This window comes from Acidiplasma sp. MBA-1, assembly GCF_000949015.1.
In the GTDB taxonomy this organism is placed as follows: Archaea; Thermoplasmatota; Thermoplasmata; order Thermoplasmatales; family Thermoplasmataceae; genus Acidiplasma; species Acidiplasma aeolicum.
Window position 1 is genome coordinate 376,403 of the sequence record NZ_JYHS01000001.1, and the last position, 22,822, is coordinate 399,224.

Below are 22,822 nucleotides of genomic sequence, written 5' to 3' on the forward strand. Positions count from 1 at the left end.
ATAATGAATTCTAATATGAAAAATGCACCCAAATTACGAAAATCGCTATCATCAGTTGATATATTTTTAATAAGTTTCACTGGCATGGTTGGATCAGGCTGGTTGCTTGGAGTACTGGCCGGCCCAGCATACGCGGGTCCTGCATCCATAATAACATGGGTTGTTGCAGGACTCTTTTTTATTGTCCTTGCCCTGGTATTCAGTGAGCTTGGTACAATGTTTCCATATACCGGCTCGCTTGTAAGATTCAATGAATTTTCCCATGGCCCTGTAAGCAATTTTTACCTTGGCTGGGCCTATACAATTGGAGCCATAGCCACGCCTCCTGTTGAGGCCGCCGCACTAACAAGTTTTATCAGCAGTTATGTTCCGGATCTTTATAATTCATCTATTTCCCTGTTAACCCCGCTTGGTGTTATTTTTGCACTGGCGTTACTTGGCATATTTATATTAATACAGTATATAGGTGTAAATGTTTTTGGTAAATCCAATGCTGTAATGACATGGTTTAAAATGGCAGCTATTATATTAACAATAATAATGATTGCGGCATTTATATTCCACCCAAAAAACTTCTTTAATATGCCACATGGATTTTTGCCATATGGCAGTTCATCCATATTTGCTGCAATGGTTCCTGCAGGCGTAATATTTTCATATGAGGGTTTCAGGCAGGGTCTTGATTACGCTGGGGAAACAAAGAATCCTAGGAAATCCGTGCCAATTGGCATGATTTCTGCAATGCTTGCCGCAATGGCCACATATATATTACTTCAGATTGTTTTTATTGCATCCATAAACTGGTCAGCCGCAGGAGTACCACCTGGTGACTGGAGCCAGCTGCTGACATCAACATGGTCTGCAAATCCATTCTATTATGCATTTAATTCAACAGGTGTTTATTTCCTTGTTGGATTCTCAATATTCCTAATTATAGTGGCAGTAATATCATCTGCGTCCACACTTGGAGTTTATGTTGGTTCATCCGCAAGGTCATTATACGGTATGAATAAAATTGATTATTTTCCAAATATCTTCGGAAGATTGCATCCAAAATTTAGAACACCTTGGGTATCATTACTTATAACATTTATTATCGGTGCATTATTTTTGCTGCCGTTCCCGAGCTGGTATGCACTTGTTGGAATAAATTCTTCATTTACGGTTTATGCCTATCTTGCTGCAGGCATAACAAACACATCCCTAAGAAAGACTGCACCAGAGATACACAGAGAATTCAAAACACCTTTCCTGGGCATTATGGCACCAATAGGATTTGTCATAGCCTCACTCCTTGTTTATTTTTCAGGATGGAGCATAGTAAGCTTGCTGCTTTTAATAGTTAGCGGGGGATTACCATTATTCCTTTTAAGCCCATATGGTAGACGGACATTCAGTGTATCACTTAAAACTGCAATTGTTTACTCTATTATATACTGGATAATTTTTATCTTCATAGGAGTCATTTATGCGCTTTCACTGTTACCATTCTATATGTACTTTTCAATTTATGCAATTGTTACAATATTAACACCACTTAGTCTCTACATAATTTCAGGTAAAACTGCACATCGCGCATTAAAAGCATCAATATGGGTTGTATCATATAATATAATACTTGGGATAATGTCATACTATGGTTCACTTGGCATAAATTATATAATATATCCTTATGACTATATAATATTTGCAATATTAAGCCTTGCCATATATTTTGTTGCAACAAATACAGGATATCATACCCAAAAACTAAAGGACTACCAGGCTGCTAATGGTGCAACCGATGAATAAATATTATAAAAAATTTTATAAATATAAATTTATTTATAGTTATGATTAAAATGGCATGGACTGAAGTTGCAGATGAAAGTGAATTGAAGGCTGGGGAATCAAAGGCATTTGAGGTAAATGGAAAGAAAATATTAATATCAAATGTGGATGGAAATATTTATTCAATAGATTCAATATGCACGCACATGGGCGGTGACCTTTCTAAAGGTAAAAAAGAAAATGGCATTGTCATATGCCCAAAGCATCATGCACAGTTTGATTTAAAAACCGGTAAGGTTGTAAAAAATGTCGGGGGGTTTGTGAGAACCATGACAAGAAAGGAAGCCTCTGACCTTAAATCTTATAACGTTAAAATAGAGGATGGGAAAATAAAGATAGACTTATAACACATAAATTTTAATTATTTAACTTTAGTGAATCATTAAGCAGTATCAATATAATACCGGTAATTAAACCTGAAAATATCATCCCAGTAATGGCGAAAATTGTTGAATTCAATTTTTTGGCCCTTTGTATATCATAACATCTTATGCATTTATATATTCTATAAATATGTATTATTTCAAGTGCAGTTATTAACGTCATAATCAGCATTATAATTATAAATACATGTCCCATGGAAGACATAAATATGGTTTTAAATAGTGTACCCACAAATATGCCATAAAGCATCAGGATAAGCACAACTAAAAATAGTGATGAATAGATCAATGCAGCCTCAGATTCAAGCCGTGCCATATTATCTTCATCTGCCATAACTAAAATAATGCAAAACACATATATTATTTTTCATCTAAAAGACTTATTTATTTCAAAATTGGTAACTTTAATTAAAATAGTCGATTTATGTGAATCCAATATTAAATAAAATTATTAATGGCATCAAAATATTTTTAAACCTTTTTATATAAATAAAACATTTAATTTCTATTTAATAATTTCTTTAAACAATATATATCTGATAAAAATCGTTAGATAAATATTTGCAGTTAAAAATATAATGAATGAAATTAAGCTATTTTTATTAAATATCTTACATTGTTTTTAATCTTCTAAATATTTAGGTATTAAATATATCCACCTAACTTTTATATTTTTAAATATTTAAGTGTTGATATCCATTAATACAATTTTAGTGTTGTTTACAATATTATATATAAAATATTATATTTACAATAAGATAAAAATTTAAAGACATATAACTCTTTTTTATTCTTCCACCTCCATGCTTTCATTATCTTTAAGTTCCTCGCCGTGTTTATTGTAACTTCTAATTTTTCCCAGATTTATTAATGTATTATTTTCAAATATTTCTACTATTTTTTCAACTGTTATATTTTTAGTTTCTGGCATAGTGAAATAAAATATTGTATAGGCAATAATAGATATTATTCCAAAGACTATAACGGAATACCCCAGATGTAAAACTGAGTCCATATATGGAAAAATTTCATCAACTGTAAAACTGGTCATCCATTCCACAAAAACAGCCAGCGCTGCAAATTTGACCCTCTTATGTGTTGGGAAATATTCTCCCTGTATTAAAAACGCTATTCCACCACCGCCTATGCCAAAAAATATGAGATAAAATGCAAGCCCCATTAATAGACCTATTGGATAATTTTCTATGTATAATATTCCACCAACTATATCAGATACAGCCATACCTGCAAATCCTAATAATGCTAAAAATCTTCTTCCAGCAATATCTATAAATTTAAAACCAAGAAATGTTGAGGCAACCATAACTGCACTCAGTATCGCAGTTGCCCCTATAGCATAGGCATTTGCTATAGCTTTATTGCTTACTGACGGGAATATGTGAAGGCTTGAAATTATGTAAGGACCATAAATTAATGGTATATTCACACCATTGGCTATAATAAATAATCCCATCAATGCACTAACAAAAAAGGCTCTCTTGACGCCTTTTGTTTCCTTATTTCTATTTTTCGTTAAACTATACAGGTAATTATATGCCTCGTTTAAATCCGAATCTGTTGCCTGTATCCCAAATTTTAAAAGATCTTTCTTTACCTTTTCATATTTTTTCTTTAATATTAGCCATCTTGGTGATTCCGGTATTTTAAATCTGAAAATTAAGGCTATTAATGCCGGAATTATAGCAAGGCTGAGTATAATTCTCCAATCCACATTATAAGCTAATTTTGGTAGGTATAGAAACATGAGCATTGCAACAATAAACGATGCAAAAATTCCTATGACTATCATATATTGTTGCATGATTCCAAGCTTACCACGATGTTTTCTTGGAGCAAATTCAGCTATATATGCAGTTGCAACTGCAGAATCGGCACCGATAGCAATACCGATGAATGTTCTTGCAACCATAAGCATTATAACGTTTATTGTTAGTGCTGATAGAAGAGCACCAACTATATAAATTACTATATCAGTTAATAGCAGAAATTTTCTACCAAGTTTATCTGTAATGAAGGATGCTATTAATGCTCCAAATGCGGCACCTAATAATGCCCCAGAGGCAATATAACCAACAACGAAAGGAGATGCATGAATATAATATGGAATAAATATTAGAACAGAACCTATATCAGATTGATCATACCCATATAAAAACCCTCCTATAGTGGCCATTAAAACAAGTGTCCAATAAAACTTGTTCAGATGGCTAGGTCTATTTAATTGCTCAATTACCGGATTTATCTCACCATTGTGTGCTTGCATAATGTTTAAATATACATAAGTATATAAAATATAAAATTTACATGTAAATATTTACTTAATTTATTAGCAAATAATTTTATTAGTATAAAATCATTTCATAATATTTATTAAAAATTAATAAATTATTCTGCTGTAATTTCGAGAATCCTATCCCAGCATTATAATGTGAATATATTATTTTATTTTACATTAATAAATTTTAAGAGAAATGATATGAAAGAAAAATTTGGAAAACAACATTTTATCCATATATACTTAAAATCAGAATTTTATTAACTATAATTTTTTGCTCCTGGATTACCTGAGGGTCTTTGTTATCACTCTTATAATAATATTTATGTTTTTAATACTGTATTTTTTAATAGAATTTAAATATGGTTTTGTTACCATGAGTAATTATTAAATGGTATAATATTTATTAATAAACTTATTTATTTTTTTTAAATAATATTTAAATATTCATGAAATTAAATCATATTTATACTTAAATTAGTATTATATATAATTGATATACACTATCATGGATAAAATCATTGATAGTGAAAAATTCTCAAAATTTTTAAGGCTTTTATATGTTGCAACAGCAATTGGGGCGTTTACAGATATTTTTGATACTAGTGTCGTCGGTGGCACATCTGCAAGCATAATCACATCACTGAATATAACAAAACCCGAATTTGGGTTCCTCGGTTCAATGACATTTATTGGTGGTCTCTTTGGTGCACTATCTTTTGGATACCTATCTGATGCCTTTGGAAGGAAAAAAACATTTATAATAACATTAATACTTTTCATAGTTTTTGAATTTTTATCAGGTCTGGCACCTAATTATATATATCTTTTGGTATTCCGTTTTGTTGTGGGCTTTGCAATTGGTGCTGATTATGTTCCGGCCATAACTCTGCTCTCTGAGTTTGTGGAACCCGGGAAAAGAGGGTCTTCATTTGATTTTTTCTGGATACTGGCAAATCTGGGTGCTCTTGCATCCTATCTTGTTGCATTCCTACTGGTTCCACTTGGCGATCTTCAGTGGAGAATTTTATTTATAATAGGGATAATACCGCCTTTATTGGGATTATTGATAAGATCGAGAATTCCAGAAACACCAAGGTTTTTTGCCATTAAGGGAAAAATAGAGGATGCCAAAAACTCCCTAAAAGAAATAGGTTTAAGTGAGGATAATGTAAATAATTATGAAAAGTATAATTTAAGCGATGAAAAATTATTTAAACCATATATTTTAGGAATAACGATACCGCTGTTTCTAATCATGCTTTTAAATATACCCCCAAGTGGAATGCTGGAATTAACGCCACTTATGTTAAGTACTTTAAAAATATCAAAAAGTGATTCACTGTTATTTACCTCATTTGCCTGGGTCACACCAGTTGTAATAGGAAATATTATAGCATTTAAATTAATGGATTTGCTTGGTAGGATAAAAATGCTTATAATAGGTTCCCTAGGTCTTGGGATTGCATTAATAGCCATGTATGTATTTTCATCATATTATTTCAATGTCGATTTAATGCTAGCTGCAATGGCCTCTGGTGGAATACTGCAATCGTTTTATATTCCAGTAATTTACTCACTCTCCACGGAGTTATATCCAACAAAGATTAGGGGCCTGGGCCAGGGTATAAGTATTGCCGGAATAAGGCTTGCTGGCATCATAGGTACATTTGGTGGTTCACTTCTGTTAACATATTATAAAATAGCCGGAATTTTAATAGGATACGCCGTTATATGCTTTCTGGCAATTATTGTTATTGTTTTCTGGCTTGGCAGGAAGGCAGAAACAAATAAGATGGTTTTAGAGGATATAGATAAAAGATTCATTAAAAATTAAATTATATATTTTCATCAAAGAATTTTAAAGTTTCCCTGTACTGCTGAATCATGTGCATTTTTTCACCGAAGCCATGGCCCTCCCTTGGAAACAGCAGCAGCCTTACTTTTTTGTTTTTATCCTTTAAATACCTGTAAAATTCAAGGTACTGGCCATATGGTACATATGGATCCTCAATGCCATGCATTAAAAGTATGGGTGTTTTTATATCACTGTTCATTCTTATAACCGAGAACTTATCGTATTTATTGAACTTATAAGGGTCTTCATGCATGTGTATCTGATCCCATAGATGCAGGTTTGATGTTCCGTGGAAGCTTACCCAGTCAGATATTCCATACAGGGATACAGATGCCCTAAAAATATTTGATTTTGCAACGGCAAGTGCAGACATGTAACCTCCATATGACCCTCCTGTTATATATATTCTGTCAGTTTTAATTTTTCCGGTGGATTTTAGGAAATTTATTCCATTTATTATGTCCTCAAAATCATTCCCGCCAAGGTCTCCAAGATTTGACTCAGCATACTTTCTTCCAAGGCCTATGCTTCCGCGGTAATTTGGAAGGAAAACAGAGTATCCATTGTCAAGGTACATTGTTGTGCGGTCGATCATTGCAGGATATGAAAATGATGTGGGACCCCCATGTATATAAACTATTAAGGGTTTTTCAGGTCCGAGTGATCTTAAAAATCCATATATCCTCATGCCATTTGAATCCCATTCAATAAGCTCATTTGCGTATTTTGGTGAATTCCTTAATTCTTTATTTATTTCAGACTTAATGATTTCATCTCCATTGATAAATAAAAGTTCTCCTGGATTTTCAGTATCTGAAAAAACCAGTGCAATTTTATTTAATGATATTGAAAATTCCGGTGAGACAACAGGATAAACTATGCCGGTGCCCCTCCATAAAATACTTCCAGTATCGATATTTTTTATCCTGAATTCTGACATGTGATTTTCCATGGCATAAATATTGTTATTGAAAAATTCTATATGTGAGTAGCTTGAATCGCTATCTTCAGTCAGATTTTTTGTTTTATTTCCTGATATTAATATAATATCGCCTGATACAACACCCCTGTCACTCATTACAGATTCAAGAAATGCAACATTGTCATTGAATGCCCTAATTTTACCTATCTGTCTGTATTCTGGATCATAAATAATTTTTATATCCCTATCAATACCTATTTTATATACCTTGGATGCATACCAGCAGCTCTCCTGCGGGCATTCAGAGGCAATAGCATAGATATTTTTCCCGTCAACTGAAAATTCCCAGATGTTTAGTTTTTCTGTTATTTTTTTTATTCCCGAATTCATGTCAATAATATATAGTGAATTAAATGAATCCGAGTCTTCAAAGAAATATGCATCATCCTCACCATTCACCTTTTTTTCCTTTGCAGTAAATATAATTCTGGAATCGTCATACCATTTTGCAGTATCTATCTCCCCGGGAAAATTCAGACTTATATCCATTCCATTGTTATCCAGAACAATAATATTATTCCCGCAAACATAAAGTGATCTGCCTGAACTGGCATATTCAAAGGATTTAATGCCATGCCCATCTATTTTTCTTTTAATTTCCATATTTTTTTTAAAAATAAATAATGTGGATTCAGGGTTCTTTTTTTTATATTCCCTGTAACTTTTTGTTGCAATACATGCAATTTCATCCCAATTTGGGGATATTCTGACATTTGAAATAAACCTGTATTTTAAAAGTCTCTCAATGCTGTAATCTTCCATTATCTGAGATAATTATAAAATATAAAATCTTAATTATATCCCGCATTTTTATCCATGAAATGACCTGTTTTTCCAGTTATTATGGCTATAACAATAAGAACTGTTACAATCAATGCCAGTACCAGTGTATTGTATCCTAATCCCAGATACACAAGAAGAATTCCTGATGTAAATCCACTTACAGCCTCAACTATTTTATTTACCATGTAATTCTGGCCATTGGCAATCCCCCTTATCTTTGAGGGTACAAATGAATTTAACACCGCATTATATGCCATTGGCCCCATGTAATCAAGGAATATAATGCCCATGGTAAACGGTACTATAAGAATATTGTATAGCCTTCCAGAAAAAACAATGAAAAGCATAAACAGTAACAATCCTGCAAACGATGATGGTATGACACTGCTTTTATATATGCCAAATCTTGATGATACAAATGGTGAGATTAATGCGCCTGCAAAGCCGGCAGCATATATTAATCCATCAATGCCAAGTATATATGTAAATGTGTATATCCTCAATATTACAAGCATGTATGTTACATAAAATGAAAACCCCCAGCCTATAAAACCAACTATGCAGTTTAGGGAATATGTGAATATTATTTCCCTGTTGATTCCTGACCTGTAAAATTTGATTATATCCTTAAGTGACCTGTGCAATTTTTCTGTTGATTTTATCTTTATATCATCACCATAAACATTTTTAATAACCTTTTCAGCATCGGTATTTTTACCGCTGTAATAAAGCCATAAGGGTGTTTCCATTAAATATGTTCTTAATACCAAAATAATTGCGGCGAATACACCACCCATTATGAAAATATATCTCCATATAATATTGGAGTTTATATATGTATAGAGCAGGTATACTGTTAGTACCGCAACAAGGGCAACGACTGAAAATGCATATGCCCAAAGCGAATAAAATTTATTTCTCTGTTTCATGCTTATATATTCATAAATGTATGAAAAGCCTGTGGCCACATCAGCCCCTATGGAGAATCCCATAATAATCCTGAATGCTATAAACTCAACCAAGTTGGTGGAAACGGCTATAAGAATGGCAAAAATAATAAAAACCAGCATATTATAAATAAGCATTTTTTTTCTGCCCAGATAATCAGTTAAATACCCACCAAATATGGCACCTATTATTGCCCCAATATTTGCTCCGGCGACGGAAAGCCCAAGAAGTATGCCGGACGGCAGGAATGTATCCTTAAAAAAGGTTAAAACAAATGAAAATGCGGTGAGATCCCATACATCAAGGAAAACACTTGCAGAAACTATAAAGACCATATAAAGGCTTTTTATATTATCATGGGTTAATATGTAACGTGAAACCTCATTGTTCTCCATTGAAAATGATATATTATATTAAATTATAAATTTTTTTAAAACATTATAATTATAATTTAAAATTAAAATATGAGCATATATTCAGGGAGTTGCTGTTAACATACTCATTATTTAGGAAATCTCCATAATTATATATTTTAAGTCCACTGATTTTTACAAATAAATAAATTAGGAACACAAAAATATAAGATCTTTTTTTAAACCCTGCCGATTTAAAAAATTTCTTAAAGAGTTTATAATTTGATACACCATAGCCTCTAATTAGATCAATATTATTATGAAGAATTCTTTTTAAATATTTTAATCCTGAAGCATAGCGTCTTTCCCGTTTAATTGCGTGCTGGTTATTTGCTATTTTATTATATTCTGGAACCTTATAAACAATGTATCCATTTTTTAAGAACCTTGCCATCCTTTCAAAATCCTCACCGTAATTAAGGTCTCTCCATGGAACGCTGAAATTAACCCGTTTTCTGCAAATAAAATTAAATGCAACAGAATTATCATCAATATTTATAAGGAAACTGTTAAAAAGACTTATAAATTTATCATTGTAAATTGTATCCAGGTCAACTTGCATAAAAATATCCATATCATCTGATTCATTATATGCCATTTCCATGGCAAGCTGTCTTCCCATCCCCCTGGAGCATTTGACCCTCCTAATTTCAATATCATAAATATTTTTAAGTCTTATAAGTATTTCATAAGTATTATCTGTTGAAAAATTATCAACTATCAAAAATTTTTTCCTGCATTTAATTTTATCAAGAGATTTTAAGGAACTTTCAACAATGGATGCATTATTAAATACAGTTCCATAGATATAGAGCATGAACATAAATAAATGATTATTATTTTAAAATTCTGTAATACTAAAAAAATATAGTTATTTATTTATATTTGCAGCGGTATAGGTTTCAACGTTTTTTTCAAGGGAATTCTTATTTGTTTCTGGTGCCATAATGATTGCTATTATCAGCCCAAAAACTGAAAATCCGGCAAATATTGACAATGAATGGAATACAGGAAATAATGGAAATAGGACAATACCCATTATGGCACCAACTCTTGACACTGCTGTTGCAATGCCCTGTATGGTTGACCTAACAGTAGTATCAAATAATTCTGTGGGATAAAATAATGTTACAGCCCCAACCCACTGCTCAAATAGTACAAATATGAAAAAGAAGGGTACTGTATAAAGGCCTGAAATTTTAATGATGCTCCCAAGAATTAAAAGCAATGACATTATGAAAAAACCTGAAATTGTAAGGAATCTTCTTCCAAGCCGGTCTGCAAGTGGCATTGCTATTATATATCCCAGTATGCCACCAATTGATATCAGCATGCTTGCCTCTGCTATTGATCTAAACTGATGCTTAAATCCCAGTGTGCTGAATATTACTGGATAATAAAATCCTATGCCATATGCAGCAACATCAAATATAAACCATGCAAGTATTACAAAAATAAAGGTTTTGCCGTATTTTGTTTTTATTTTATATTCCGAATTTTTAAGATTATCCGATCTGCCGGCTATTTCAATCTCAGAATATTCCGCATCCTCTATTTTTCCGTGAGATGCCAGCCACCTTGGTGATTCAGGTACACTTAGCCTTAATAGTATTATTGGCACTGCCATTAATCCACCCAGAATAAATGTATATCTCCAGAAATCGTAGTAAATTACGAAGAAGTAATTGGCGGCTGCTGAAACAAATGCCCCAACCCAGTACATTCCAACCATTGTTATTAGAAGCTTTCCCCTGGTTTTTTTTGGTGAAAATTCAGACATCATTGTGGAGCTTATTGGATAATCACCCCCAATGCCGAATCCCATAAGAAGCCTTGATAAAAACAACTCAATAAAATTTGTTGAGAGCCCCGCTGTAATTGCAAATAATACAAAGAATATAAGGTCTATGCCAAATATCTTTTTTCTTCCAATACGGTCTGATAAAATGCCTAGCAGCGGTGCACCAGCCAGCATTCCGGCAAAGGATGATATGTCTATTAGTATGTACTCAAGTTCACTGAGATGAAGCTGTGCCGGTAAAACAAGGGCAGCCATGGTAATTATGGACAGGTCATAACCGTCAAGAAACAGACCTGTGGATGCCAGGGCAAATAATTTAATTCCATTCTTATTAATCCTCGAATTGTCGATTGCATCAAAAGCCATTCTCACACCTCCAAATTTTTAAATCCATACGAGGATTTAAAGTACAAAAAAGCCCTTAATTATATATTAAACGTAATTTTTAATCATATATAAAATTAAGTGCCTGGAAAAAAATGAAAATTAAGCAATTGACGATAAATTTTAGAGATCATATGGCAATAAAAAATGCCTAAAATAAGGCCTGCCTAAAATATTTTTTATAAATAATTATCATAAATCTGGAATCAAACCAAATATCCCTGAATTTTTGTGTAAAATTTTAATTATTTTACGACAAAATAAAATATTATGTTTATAAAAAGTCAAATTTTGTAATATAAACAGCTGGAAAGGTTTATTATACCAAAATATTTATTCTGCCATGAATTCTGACAGAAGTTTAAAACCGGATCAGGTGGGATTGTGGCACGATATTTTCCAGAGTTTCAGCCATGTTGCCCCGGCCGCAGAGGTTGCAATACTTATAACAGGAACCGCACTGGTTGCAGAGGGCAGCACACCGCTGGTTTTTTTGCTCGCACCATTAATAGTGCTCTTATGGTTAAACACAAATTATCAGTTTTCTGGTAAAATCTCCAGCTCCGGCGGATATTCTGCATTTTCCAGGGCAGGTCTTGGCAAAACGGCCGGAGATTTAACTGGATGGTTGTTCTTCTTTAATGAGTTCTTGACATATACCGGATTTGCTCTTTTATCATTTGCTGCATTTATTTTTCTAATATCCCCAAAAATTTCGTCAATTACATATATATGGATACCAATTATGCTAATACCCCTAATATTTACAACTGTATTTGTTTATCGTGGTGTGAGGGTATCATTAAATTATGCTGTGTACACGGGAATTATTGAGACACTTGTTTTGACCATAGGTGCAATAATTATAATAATAAAGGTTGGTACTGGAAACACATTAACCGTGTTCACAGCAAAACCTGTGGGAAATGATTTTTCTATTATAGGTCTTGGATTATTATTTGGTCTTTATTCATACGGTGGCAGCGGGTCTGTTATTGCCCTTGGTGAGGAATCCAGGGAGCCTAAAAGATTGATTAAAAAGGCAATTCTATATGGATGGCTAATTGTTGTTATCCCACTGGCGCTTAATGCATATGCACTAACTGTTGGGTGGGGATTAAATAATATATCATCCTTTGGGTCATCGCCTGATCCAGGCCTTATAGAATATTTTACATTTCTGGGGCCCTTTGGTGGATGGCTCTTTGCCGCAATAGTATTAAACAGTTTTCTTGATTTTGGCATAGCCATTAATAATTCTTTAACAAGGATGCTCTATTATTTATCCAGGGATAGCAATATATTACCATCATATCTAAGTGAAACGCATAAAAAATATGGTACGCCTTATAAGGCAATACTTACAACTGCAGTTTTTTCATTTATTATTGCACTTATTTCCGGATTAATATTTGGACCATTTATAGGTGCACTGGTCATAGAGGGTGCGGCATCAATAGCATTCATGTTACAGCATGCAATAGCAACATTGAGCCTTCCTGTATACACCAAAAGGGAGAAGGAATTCCATATATTTGCTGATTTAATTATTCCGGCAATAGCAATAATATTTATTGGATTTGCAATATTCAGCACTGTATATCCTGTTCCTGCATTTCCATTAAACCTTCCTGCATATATGGTTGGTGTATGGATTTTAATTGGCCTTATATTAATAATAATACTTAAAAAATTTTCATCCCAGAAAATTGAAAAGGTTGCAGAGGTTAAATAAAAAATTATTAATTAAAAAAATCAAAAGATTATTTTTATTTATTTTTAAAAATTACTGTGAATCCTCAGCCTCCATATTAAATCTATCATAGTCATTCTGTTTTTCAGACAATTGAACCCTCTCTGGTCTAATGTAATATATGACAATATACAATAAAAGTCCAATAAACGATCCAAAGAGTGCCTTTGGGAAATAGGCAAATATGTAATCATAGGGGCCTATTCCAAATATGGCTATCACAGTGCCTATAAATGCTGGTATAAGGGACGCAAATTTAATATTATTTTTTATATTTCTTGGTATTTTATAATAGTCACCTATTCTTGTTGTATGCCTTAAATTTTTGAACCAGTCAAAAATGAGTATGAATGTAAATGGAAATATAATTGCCTCGAGAATGTCTATGAATCCGGATATACGGGCGAGGATGCCCTCTATGGCCAGTATTATACCACCAATGCCAAGGAGCAGTGTTGCAACAGGCTGTGCCCATTTTTCATGCACACTCTTACCAAATAATGGCTGTATTGATGTTAATAAATCAGCAGTTGCGGGATAAAGATTCATTGCATTTGGGTGTATCAATGATAATGCCAGAAGAATGGCCGCGATGATTATTATAATTCTGTCTGTTCCGGATACACCGGGAAAAGATAGTACTGCAATATTCCATCCACTTCCAGGATTTAAACTATTGCCAAAAAATCCAACAATGCCCATCAGCAAAACAGGTAGCATAATTCCCAGGGGGCTCGCCACAAAATATCCAGCCCTTGTTTTTTTGTTTTCTCTACCAGAAAATGGCCTGCCAAATCTTGATTGTGTCGATATCTTATATGTCCATGCAAGTATTGAAAATCCCAGTAGAAAATCCAGCGCACCTCCCCATGTATACTTACCGATAGGATTTAAAAGATTAGAAACATTGATTGTATACGTTGTGAATAGAAAATATGTTAAAATACCAAAGCTAATTACAAGAAGCGGTGCTGTGTACCTAAAGAAATATTCAAGCCATTTTGCACCAAGAAGTACGAGTAATATCTGTATTGCCCCCATAATAATGTACCAGTATAAAATTGGAGAATGTGTAAGGCTGCTTAATATTACGGCACCAACACTATCATTAAGGCCAAAATAACCAAGATTTAAAAATGTGAATATTAGTGAATATGCTCCAGAGGTCATATACCCATAGGTCTTTCTTGCAACAACAAGAGATGGTACCGGTATCTGCCGGCCCATATCTGAGATCAAACCCGCAGGTATGAGTCCTATAAGAAGGGCAATAACAATTGCAATAATTGCATAAATAAGGCCCATATTATATAATTCCTTACCGGCAATTGGAACAAGTGCGGCACCACTTGCCATTGCCCAAAATATAAAAAATTTCCACGGTGACATATTTCTCTCATTTTTTGGTATGGGATTTACACCTATTACCTCAAAACCATCCTCAACCACTGTATTATCAGAATGTTTTGGCATAAAATCCATAGTAAGCCAAAATATTTAAGCATAGATTATTTTTAAATATTATAATAATATTAATTAAATACTATATAGTATATAATAAACCAAAATTATTTTTACATTAAAATTATATATTAAATCAGGGTGCACTGTACCCATGAACCTTTATAAACTTTATTCCAAGATTCCTTGCAAGCTCACCATCAATATCATCCCTATCACCTATAACAATAGAATTTTTAAGATCTATACCGTATTTTTTTACAGCCTGTTCCACCATTCCTGTTTTAGGTTTTCTGCATTCACAGTTTTCTTCTGGTTTGTGGGGGCAAAAATAGAAATCCGATATAACAATTCCATGCTCCATAAAAATTCTTTTTATTCCATCATTAAATTTTTTCATATCATTCACTGTGAAATATCCCCGGTTAATACCGGATTGATTTGAAATAACAATTATTATATAGCCACTATCATAATACTTTTTAAGTATTGGAATTATGTCATCATATATTTTAAGATCTTCTAATTTATATGTATACCCTGCATCGTAGTTAATAGTACCGTCCCTATCAAGGAATATTGCAGGTTTCATAATAAATATGAATATGAAGATGGTTAAAAATTTTTGTTTTTAAAAAAATATAATAAATTTAAATCTCAATGGGATTATCATATGATGTTTCATCCAAGGATTTTCTTTCTGTTTTTACATATTCAGGATGGAATCTATAAAGAATTAGAACTATTATGAAGGCTAATAGGAAGAAAATACCCCCTATATATCCAATATAATCTACATGAATTCCAGAGGTACCAACTATTAAAGGTGTAAAGAGGCCGAAAATTCCTGCTTCAAATCTCATTGTAAACCATACAAACCCCTGTCCTGAATTTCTTAAGCTTGTTGGGAAATGTTCTATTGAAAGTAATCTTGTTGTTGGCCAAACTCCAAGCCCTTGACCAATACCAAATAACAAAAAAGACAAAAGGAGGACCCCTACATTTTTCAGAAATGGCGGATAGACAAGCATAAAGAATGATATAGATGACATAATAGCACTTATAAGATATAATGGTACACGTCCGAGTTTATCTGATAAATAATAAAATATTAGCACGCCAGGGACTATAGCACTGGCAAAGTATATGGCCTCAAATGCAAATGTTACCCTAGCACTAACAAGATGAAGTGAATCAAATATATACGGAAAGAATTCCCCGTATGTGGATGCTGGAATTCCCCAAATTAAATATAAAAACCAGGAAAATAGTAAAAAGGGACCATATTTTTTGAATAATTCTGCATATTTTCTTGATGAGTATTCTTCCTTTGTATCAGATCTACTTTTAACATTTAATTTTTTTGCAGATTCATTTATATCTGCAGTTCTTCCTTTTAAAATATCGAACCTAGGAGATTCGGTTAAACGCCTTCTTAGTGCCCACGCAAGAAAGGCTACAAGTCCAAGCATTATCCAGATGGTTCTAAATAGAATCATACCAGAATTTACAAGTGCAATTGCAAATCCTAATTCAACAAGAACACCGACGTACCACATTACGGTAGTTACACTCATAAGTCTGCCTCTGTAATTTTTTGGAGAAAATTCTGAGATTAATGACCAGGACGTTGGGACATCAGCACCTACAGCTAGACCTACAAGAGCATAAAAAATCATGGCCCATATAATATTAAAGGAATTTGACGGAAATACACCAGTAAGAGACAAAAGTATTGATGAGACACCATATATTATCATGTCCACCTGATAAATATATTTTCTACCAAACTTATCACCGAGTCTCCCAAAAAATAAGGCTCCTAAAGCACATGCTATTAATGTTATAAATGCAGGCAGTCCTTCTTCTATAGTGTTAAAATGTAACAATGTTGCTATAGCTGCAAGCGTAATTCCTGTTCCCGCAAACATTCCTGCATCAAGAAAATCACCTAGAGATGCAATTAATGTCCACTGTTTATGCGTTGAAGTTAAACTTGCATTATCAAAATCTTTTATATCTGGCATACACTCACTAAAGTTTTATTTCCAATATATATAAATATTCATTTCCCAACTTTTCCATATACTATAAAAAATAATATATGATATTATTTAAATTAATGGTTTTTCTTATAATGTAATTATATAGAAAATATGATTAAACGGAATTTACGGTATTTATCTAAATGAATTAAATACAAACAAATAAATTTATTAAAATTTTTTATCGCTTATTCCTGGGTCATAAGCTGATAATACGTTTTTATATCTCCTTAAATAATTATATGCTTTATGGCATTCAAATATGTTTTCTGCTATACCTATTGGCAGATTTTCATTTACATTTCTTGGCTTAAATGATGCATCTGTAAATACTATTTTACCTTTTTTAGTATTAATTATAAACGCTTGGGATGATCTATGATGGCAGCCTACCCAAACTGCTGTTATTCCTGGAATTAATTCTACTGGTATGTCAGATTCATAAAATTGAATCCTAGAATAAGCATCAAATATAAGATATTTAAGTTGTTTTTCTGGTATAAATAAATTCCTTTTTATATTGTGATATCCAGGAGTTATTATATCTTCAATCCAACCCTTTCTAGAAATGAAATATCTAGCATTCTTAAATTCATCTAGTCTTCCAGTTGTATAATCCTGCATGGGTGTAAATGCTATATTTTTAATATCTTCAGTTTTGAATTTACTTGAATCCAAAATTTTTATTGAATCGTATGATTTAAATAATGCTCTTTCTCCCGCAAATTTTTCCATTTCATGGTTCCTTTCGGTTAAGTCCAGTGGCATTCCTGTATTTATAAGTACATTTGTTTCATCATTATAAGCAATAACCATGTGAAAAGTAAGCCTTTCCCATTTCCTCCATTCAGTCATCCTGTAAACTTCTGGCCCAGGAACTTCAGATTCTCCAATTTTCAATATAATTACATTAAATACATCATTCATATTTATAACTTATATTTAATTATAGAAATTAAAATTAATTCCTGACATTTCCAATGTGTTTAATATAAAAGTGATTTTTATTAATTTTTTAACTAATCGAAATAATTTATTAAAAAATGAATTTAAAATATAAAATATGATATTTATCAACTTTTATTTTCTTTACTTTTTCCATATTTAACTTGATTTTTTGGTAAGTATTCAATACCAAATCCCGCCTTTTCGTTTAGCTCAAAGTAACCATTTTTTGGAAAAGGAATCCCGGAAATGTTCTGTTCCATCCATTCCCTGTATTTTGTGAGAAATTCCGCCATAGGTGTGATGCTTTCAGGTTCAGAAGCAATAAAGTGAAGATTGTAAACATTTCCTGTATGGGGTATAACTACTGCACCATATGCCTCTGCCAATGCAGCGATTTTTTTCATTGCAGTAATTCCACCTGCCCAAACAGTATCGCATTGTATAATCCTTATACCCGCATCTAGAAGGTGTTTTACATCATATATATAATAATGATGTTCTCCTTCTGATATTGGTATATCAGTTTTCTTTGATAATAATTTCATTGATTCAAAATCATCTGGGAGAAACGGTTCCTCCATCCACGCTATTTCATATTTTTCTAGAGATTGTGCCATTTTTAATGCAAAATTATAATTCCACGACATCCAGGAATCACAAGCTAATGAAACATTATAGCCAACAGCATCTCTAATAATTTTAACTAACTCAATATTTTTTTCAACACCATCTATTTTGGATGGGCCATACAGAAACCTCATTTTCATGGTTTTATACCCCTCATTTACATAAGATATGGCCTCATCCTGCAGATTTTTTACATCTGTTGGATGAAGATGGCTGGCGTATGCCACAATTTTTTTTCTTGTCTTTCCGCCAATAAGTCTGTACACAGGAATGCCAAGAGATTTTGCATATATATCGTACATTAACAAGTTAATTGCACTTATTGCATGCATTGCAATACCTCCGCGTCCAACCGGCAGTGTGTATCTGTACATGTAATCCCATGCCATGGAAATATCCTCAAGATCAAGCCCAATAATTTTGGATTCTATCGCCTTAATGAAATCTGCAACGATCTCTGTAGTATTGTAATATGAAATTATATCTCCAGATTTCATTTCAAGTGTATATATTTTATTTATCATAGCAGCATCTGTCGGGGATTCATCACCAATGAAATCTATGTAATAATCTGTAGGTTTTACATATGGGAACAGAGGTTGCTTAACTTCCATTATATTTATAACTCTCAATGATTCTATTTTCATATTCTATAAATATCTGGGTTTTTATTAAAATATTATCCGGAAATTTCCGAAGTTGCTAATAAACTCTGTATATCGTATTTAATTCAAGATAAACACATATCCGGAATATTCCAAAATCGGAATAATTTTTATAGTCAGTAGTATTTTATAATAATATCAGCATTGATTTATATAACAAGTATAAGAAAAACTTATATATAAATAACAATTAAATAAATTATGAATACCCATTCATTATCGGAAGAAAACATTATAAGGGTAAATTTTAAAATGAATCATGAAAATTGCTGGACCAATATAACTGAAAATATGCCTGTAAAGGTACATACTCTAGCACATAATGTGTACCGTGATAGAGGATATATTTTTGGCTCTATTGAGGTAAAAGCACCCACAGCTAATATTATACATGAATTTTTACACAAATTTAAAAATTCAAATGCAATTAAGGAAATATACAATATTTTACCTATAAATGTTAATAAAAAAATATACCAGATATTCTTTAAGGAAAAGTATGATGGGATGATAAGTTCAATACTTTATGAGAATGGTGTAATATATCAAAATGATTACATTGAGAACAATGTTGAGACTGTTAATGCCTTAATTAGAAATCAGTCTGCAAAGGATTTAAAAAGTGAACTTTCAAAAATTGGGGAAATTAAAAAATTTACGCTTTCTGAAATTAATTACCATGAATACTACAGTGATTTTTTTGAACTTACTGAACAGGAAAGAACCATAATATATACAGCATTTATGAATGGTTATTATAGTATGCCTAGAAGGCTCTATCTTAAAGATCTTGAAAAAATGACAGGCATCTCAAAATCAGCACTAGAGGAATATATAAGGAAGGGAACAGAAAAAATTATACATAACTGGATTAATAGTAATATACCTATATTATACTCAAAAGATAGGTGATTTCAATGCGTTTTGATAATAAAAATGCCGTTATTACTGGTGGAAATAAAGGAATAGGAAATGCAATAGCCAAAGGTCTTGCAAGGGAAGGGGCGAATATTATATTTACATATGCACATGATGTAAACGCCGCAGTAGAAGCTGAAGGATATATGAAAAATCTTGGCGTTAAAGCATATGGTTATAAAATAGATCAGAGAAAAATTAATGAAATTCCAGCATTTATAAATTTTGTTAAGAAAACTTTTGACCATGTTGACATACTTGTTAACAATGCAGGTATATGCCCATTTAAAAATTATTTTGATATAGATGTAGGCCTTTTTAATGATGTCTGGACTTTAAATGTGGAAAGTCATTTTTTCATAACACAAAAAATATCTCAGTTAATGATACAAAATCATATCAAGGGTAGAATATTATTTATAAGTTCAATAAGTGCAATAGTTGGTGGAGAATACCAAGCTCACTATACAACGACAAAGTCGGGTATTAATGGAATGATGCATTCACTTGCAATAATCCTTGGTAAGTATGGAATTTTGGTAAATTCACTTGAACCTGGAACTATTTTAACCGATATTAATGCAGATGATCTTTCAGATCCTGAGAAAAGAAGATACATGGAAAAAAGGATACCACTTGGCAGGTTGGGTACTCCAGAGGATATGGTTGGTCCAGCATTATTCCTTTTATCAGACGAAAATACTTATGTTAATGGTGCAGAGCTCCTAGCAGATGGGGGAATGTTAGTTAATTTACAGTAAATTTAATTAAATTTTTTTAGAATAAAATATATAAAATATTAGTATTAAATAATATCCTGTGAATATAAGATCTTTTGTTTCGGATGATCTTAAAGGCATCTATGAAATTGAGCACAGTGCATTTGATGTTGGTCCATATAATATAGATGAAATAATTGAAATGGTTTTTTCAAAGGATGCATTTACCCTTGTTGCAACAGATTCTGATGAATATATAGGATACGTTACCGCAGTTCCATTAAATGAATATGAGGTTGATATTGAAAGTATAGCGGTTATCCCGAAGTATCAGGGGAGGCATCTTGGGGATTCATTACTTGATTCCATAGAGGAGATAATAAAGAAAAAAGGATATAAAAAATCAGTGCTTGAGGTACGGGAAAAAAATTATGTTGCCATTAATTTTTATTTAAAGCACGGTTATGTAAAATCAGAGTTTTTAAAAAATTATTACTGCATACCATATAAGGGAAGCAAAAATGCATTCAGAATGGTTAAGTCTTTATAATGGAAGCTGCCTTGGTAAGAATGCTCTCATCAGCAGAGACTATAATATCCCTGCGTTTTATGTTTTCATTGAGCGCGTTTACTATATATGATATCTTATTAATTTCATATTTTTTATCCTTATAATATACTGTAAAATCCGTTTTTAACCTGGACTTTTCATTAAAATAAAGTGGTGGGTTTACATCTATTATATATAAATCACTATCAAACACGGACATTTTTTCCCTTATATTATTTAAGGCATCCTCACTGTAACTACTCCTGTATATTATTTTATACAAATTTCTGGATTTAATCTTTTTTATAATTTCAGAGGATTTTTTATCATTTTCCAGGGCATAAATAAACTCGTAATCGTTCATTCTTAGATCATTTTTATCCTTTCCATTATAAAGTTCATAGGCAATGCCCAGCATTTTCTGTGCTATCCTGCATGTTTTATGAAAATAAACAGAGCTATACATTAAAACCCTGCCTATTATTGCCGATTCTATTGTCGGTATTGACTTTTCCTCACCAACTATGTCATTTTCAGATATTTTTATGGTATTAAATATCCTTTTATAATCGATATTTCCAAGATTAACACCACAGTAAAATGAATCCCTCCTTAAATAATCAAGCTCATCAACATCAAGTGACCCACTTATTATTTTAGATAAAACCGTTTTTTTATTTCTTCCTGTGGCAAGGTCAGCTATTTCCTCAGGGTTATATCCATATTTATTTAGTATTTCAGGGATAACGCTATCTCCATATATCCCCTTACCTGTAATAATGTCAGATGTTAAATCCTCATGGATTAATCCAAAATTTTCAAAAAATTTATCCTCTATGGAATGGCTGAATGGTGTATGCCCAATATCGTGCAGCAATGCAGCAATTTCAAGTCTTTCATCATTAATCCCTATATAATTTTTGATCTCACTGGCAAGAAACATTGTCCCTATGGAATGTTCAAATCTTGTATGGTTTGCCCCTGGAAAAACCAGGTTGCAGAGCCCGAGCTGCTTTATATATCTTAATCTTTGAAAATATATTGAATTTATAATGTCAAGAAAAATCCCGCTTACCTTCACCGGCCCGTTTAAAGGATCCTGAATTATTTTATACATTTTATCATCAATGCTGGACACACCCGGATCAGACCAGGTGTTTTGGTAGTGCCCTCCACTTCCTCTCCTCCCCGCACCCTCTCAGCATCGGCGGTCTGAAATACCGTTGCTCCCTTCCGGGCCTGGCGGGTTTTTTCAGCAAATTATACATGCATTCTCCTTTGAGTATGCATGTATAAACCCCCGATCCAAAAGGACAGAGATTCAACGATTCCATGGAGACTGCCAAAGGCCTGGTTGCCCTCACCGGGCAGTCGCCCCCGCATTTAGGCACGGGTCACAGGGAGTGCCTGGCTCCCCGGTCAAGTCCAGCGATAAGATAATTATATCATGTTAAAAAA

19 protein-coding genes and 1 other RNA gene are annotated in these 22,822 nt (G+C 32.6%); 7 read left to right on the top strand and 13 right to left on the bottom strand.

Annotated features, from left to right (window positions below; all coding sequences use genetic code 11):
* Nucleotides 1–3: 3 nt before the first annotated feature.
* Nucleotides 4–1,791, top strand: a complete 1,788-nt coding sequence (locus TZ01_RS01965) for an APC family permease (protein WP_048101111.1) — start codon at nucleotides 4–6, stop codon at nucleotides 1,789–1,791.
* A gap of 41 nt (nucleotides 1,792–1,832) precedes the next feature.
* On the top strand, nucleotides 1,833–2,177 hold the full coding sequence (locus TZ01_RS01970; RefSeq protein ID WP_052656676.1) for a Rieske (2Fe-2S) protein: 345 nt from the start codon (nucleotides 1,833–1,835) through the stop codon (nucleotides 2,175–2,177).
* 10 nt (nucleotides 2,178–2,187) lie between these two features.
* On the opposite strand, the gene TZ01_RS09130 is transcribed toward TZ01_RS01970, so the two are convergent.
* The gene (locus TZ01_RS09130; RefSeq protein WP_052656678.1) at nucleotides 2,188–2,547 is read right to left on the bottom strand and encodes a hypothetical protein; all 360 of its coding nucleotides are present in this window, start codon (nucleotides 2,545–2,547) and stop codon (nucleotides 2,188–2,190) included.
* 453 nt (nucleotides 2,548–3,000) lie between these two features.
* Nucleotides 3,001–4,497 carry a sugar porter family MFS transporter gene (locus TZ01_RS01980; RefSeq protein WP_048101112.1) on the bottom strand — a complete coding sequence of 499 codons (1,497 nt, stop codon included), beginning with the start codon at nucleotides 4,495–4,497 and terminating at the stop codon, nucleotides 3,001–3,003.
* A 520-nt stretch (nucleotides 4,498–5,017) separates the two neighbouring features.
* On the opposite strand from TZ01_RS01980, the gene TZ01_RS01985 reads away from it, so the two are divergent.
* Nucleotides 5,018–6,346, top strand: coding sequence for an MFS transporter (locus tag TZ01_RS01985; RefSeq protein WP_048101113.1), 1,329 nt, complete (start codon nucleotides 5,018–5,020; stop codon nucleotides 6,344–6,346).
* A 1-nt stretch (nucleotide 6,347) separates the two neighbouring features.
* Here TZ01_RS01985 and TZ01_RS01990 read toward each other — a convergent pair whose 3' ends face one another.
* The 4 genes from TZ01_RS01990 to TZ01_RS02005 are packed head-to-tail and all read right to left on the bottom strand — an operon-like array spanning nucleotide 6,348 to nucleotide 11,660.
* Nucleotides 6,348–8,111 (bottom strand): S9 family peptidase, encoded by a 1,764-nt coding sequence (locus tag TZ01_RS01990; protein ID WP_048101114.1) that lies wholly within the window; start codon nucleotides 8,109–8,111, stop codon nucleotides 6,348–6,350.
* Between the two features lie 29 nt (nucleotides 8,112–8,140).
* Nucleotides 8,141–9,475: an MFS transporter gene (locus TZ01_RS01995; RefSeq protein WP_048101115.1), complete on the bottom strand. Its 1,335-nt coding sequence runs from the start codon at nucleotides 9,473–9,475 to the stop codon at nucleotides 8,141–8,143.
* A gap of 49 nt (nucleotides 9,476–9,524) precedes the next feature.
* Entirely contained in the window at nucleotides 9,525–10,310 is a 786-nt protein-coding gene (locus tag TZ01_RS02000) for a glycosyltransferase family A protein (RefSeq protein WP_162216755.1), read from the bottom strand.
* A gap of 54 nt (nucleotides 10,311–10,364) precedes the next feature.
* Nucleotides 10,365–11,660 (bottom strand): MFS transporter, encoded by a 1,296-nt coding sequence (locus TZ01_RS02005; protein ID WP_048101117.1) that lies wholly within the window; start codon nucleotides 11,658–11,660, stop codon nucleotides 10,365–10,367.
* Nucleotides 11,661–12,021: 361 nt separating this feature from the next.
* Here TZ01_RS02005 and TZ01_RS02010 point away from each other — a divergent pair, with 361 nt between their 5' ends.
* Nucleotides 12,022–13,413: an APC family permease gene (locus TZ01_RS02010; RefSeq protein ID WP_048101118.1), complete on the top strand. Its 1,392-nt coding sequence runs from the start codon at nucleotides 12,022–12,024 to the stop codon at nucleotides 13,411–13,413.
* A 51-nt stretch (nucleotides 13,414–13,464) separates the two neighbouring features.
* Here TZ01_RS02010 and TZ01_RS02015 read toward each other — a convergent pair whose 3' ends face one another.
* From TZ01_RS02015 to TZ01_RS02035, 5 genes are all read right to left on the bottom strand, one after another.
* Complete coding sequence (locus TZ01_RS02015) at nucleotides 13,465–14,904, bottom strand: cytosine permease (protein ID WP_197065844.1); 1,440 nt, start codon at nucleotides 14,902–14,904, stop codon at nucleotides 13,465–13,467.
* A 124-nt stretch (nucleotides 14,905–15,028) separates the two neighbouring features.
* Nucleotides 15,029–15,484: an HAD-IIIA family hydrolase gene (locus TZ01_RS02020; RefSeq protein WP_048101119.1), complete on the bottom strand. Its 456-nt coding sequence runs from the start codon at nucleotides 15,482–15,484 to the stop codon at nucleotides 15,029–15,031.
* 58 nt (nucleotides 15,485–15,542) lie between these two features.
* Nucleotides 15,543–16,919: an MFS transporter gene (locus TZ01_RS02025; protein WP_048101120.1), complete on the bottom strand. Its 1,377-nt coding sequence runs from the start codon at nucleotides 16,917–16,919 to the stop codon at nucleotides 15,543–15,545.
* A gap of 189 nt (nucleotides 16,920–17,108) precedes the next feature.
* Entirely contained in the window at nucleotides 17,109–17,864 is a 756-nt protein-coding gene (locus TZ01_RS02030; protein WP_048101121.1) for a hypothetical protein, read from the bottom strand.
* 146 nt (nucleotides 17,865–18,010) lie between these two features.
* Entirely contained in the window at nucleotides 18,011–19,159 is a 1,149-nt protein-coding gene (locus tag TZ01_RS02035; RefSeq protein WP_048101122.1) for an enolase C-terminal domain-like protein, read from the bottom strand.
* Between the two features lie 219 nt (nucleotides 19,160–19,378).
* Here TZ01_RS02035 and TZ01_RS02040 point away from each other — a divergent pair, with 219 nt between their 5' ends.
* From TZ01_RS02040 to rimI, 3 genes are read left to right on the top strand one after another with little or no spacing between them, the layout of a single operon-like run.
* A complete protein-coding gene (locus tag TZ01_RS02040; RefSeq protein ID WP_048101123.1) occupies nucleotides 19,379–20,089 on the top strand; it encodes a helix-turn-helix domain-containing protein in 711 nt (236 codons plus the stop codon).
* 5 nt (nucleotides 20,090–20,094) lie between these two features.
* Nucleotides 20,095–20,856, top strand: coding sequence for an L-rhamnose 1-dehydrogenase (rhaD, locus tag TZ01_RS02045; protein WP_048101124.1), 762 nt, complete (start codon nucleotides 20,095–20,097; stop codon nucleotides 20,854–20,856).
* A gap of 58 nt (nucleotides 20,857–20,914) precedes the next feature.
* Nucleotides 20,915–21,364: a ribosomal protein S18-alanine N-acetyltransferase gene (gene rimI, locus TZ01_RS02050; protein WP_052656681.1), complete on the top strand. Its 450-nt coding sequence runs from the start codon at nucleotides 20,915–20,917 to the stop codon at nucleotides 21,362–21,364.
* Here rimI and TZ01_RS02055 read toward each other — a convergent pair.
* Nucleotides 21,351–22,481, bottom strand: coding sequence for an HD domain-containing protein (locus TZ01_RS02055; protein WP_048101125.1), 1,131 nt, complete (start codon nucleotides 22,479–22,481; stop codon nucleotides 21,351–21,353). The two genes, rimI and TZ01_RS02055, sit on opposite strands and share 14 nt — an antisense overlap.
* Nucleotides 22,482–22,492: 11 nt before the next feature.
* An RNA gene (gene ffs, locus TZ01_RS09370) (signal recognition particle sRNA) lies at nucleotides 22,493–22,795 on the bottom strand.
* Nucleotides 22,796–22,822 lie beyond the last annotated feature (27 nt).

Coding starts and splice junctions, on each gene's coding strand:
- TZ01_RS01990 (WP_048101114.1), bottom strand. CDS start 8,111: ATGGAAGATTACAGCATTGAGAGACTTTTAAAATACAGGTTTATTTCA.
- TZ01_RS02030 (WP_048101121.1), bottom strand. CDS start 17,864: ATGAATGATGTATTTAATGTAATTATATTGAAAATTGGAGAATCTGAA.
- TZ01_RS01995 (WP_048101115.1), bottom strand. CDS start 9,475: ATGGAGAACAATGAGGTTTCACGTTACATATTAACCCATGATAATATA.
- TZ01_RS02010 (WP_048101118.1), top strand. CDS start 12,022: ATGAATTCTGACAGAAGTTTAAAACCGGATCAGGTGGGATTGTGGCAC.
- TZ01_RS02005 (WP_048101117.1), bottom strand. CDS start 11,660: ATGGCTTTTGATGCAATCGACAATTCGAGGATTAATAAGAATGGAATT.
- TZ01_RS09130 (WP_052656678.1), bottom strand. CDS start 2,547: ATGGCAGATGAAGATAATATGGCACGGCTTGAATCTGAGGCTGCATTG.
- TZ01_RS01970 (WP_052656676.1), top strand. CDS start 1,833: ATGATTAAAATGGCATGGACTGAAGTTGCAGATGAAAGTGAATTGAAG.
- TZ01_RS02040 (WP_048101123.1), top strand. CDS start 19,379: ATGAATACCCATTCATTATCGGAAGAAAACATTATAAGGGTAAATTTT.
- TZ01_RS02035 (WP_048101122.1), bottom strand. CDS start 19,159: ATGAAAATAGAATCATTGAGAGTTATAAATATAATGGAAGTTAAGCAA.
- TZ01_RS02020 (WP_048101119.1), bottom strand. CDS start 15,484: ATGAAACCTGCAATATTCCTTGATAGGGACGGTACTATTAACTACGAT.
- TZ01_RS02015 (WP_197065844.1), bottom strand. CDS start 14,904: ATGCCAAAACATTCTGATAATACAGTGGTTGAGGATGGTTTTGAGGTA.
- TZ01_RS01980 (WP_048101112.1), bottom strand. CDS start 4,497: ATGCAAGCACACAATGGTGAGATAAATCCGGTAATTGAGCAATTAAAT.
- TZ01_RS01965 (WP_048101111.1), top strand. CDS start 4: ATGAATTCTAATATGAAAAATGCACCCAAATTACGAAAATCGCTATCA.
- TZ01_RS02025 (WP_048101120.1), bottom strand. CDS start 16,919: ATGCCAGATATAAAAGATTTTGATAATGCAAGTTTAACTTCAACGCAT.
- TZ01_RS01985 (WP_048101113.1), top strand. CDS start 5,018: ATGGATAAAATCATTGATAGTGAAAAATTCTCAAAATTTTTAAGGCTT.
- rhaD (WP_048101124.1), top strand. CDS start 20,095: ATGCGTTTTGATAATAAAAATGCCGTTATTACTGGTGGAAATAAAGGA.
- TZ01_RS02055 (WP_048101125.1), bottom strand. CDS start 22,481: ATGTATAAAATAATTCAGGATCCTTTAAACGGGCCGGTGAAGGTAAGC.
- TZ01_RS02000 (WP_162216755.1), bottom strand. CDS start 10,310: ATGCTCTATATCTATGGAACTGTATTTAATAATGCATCCATTGTTGAA.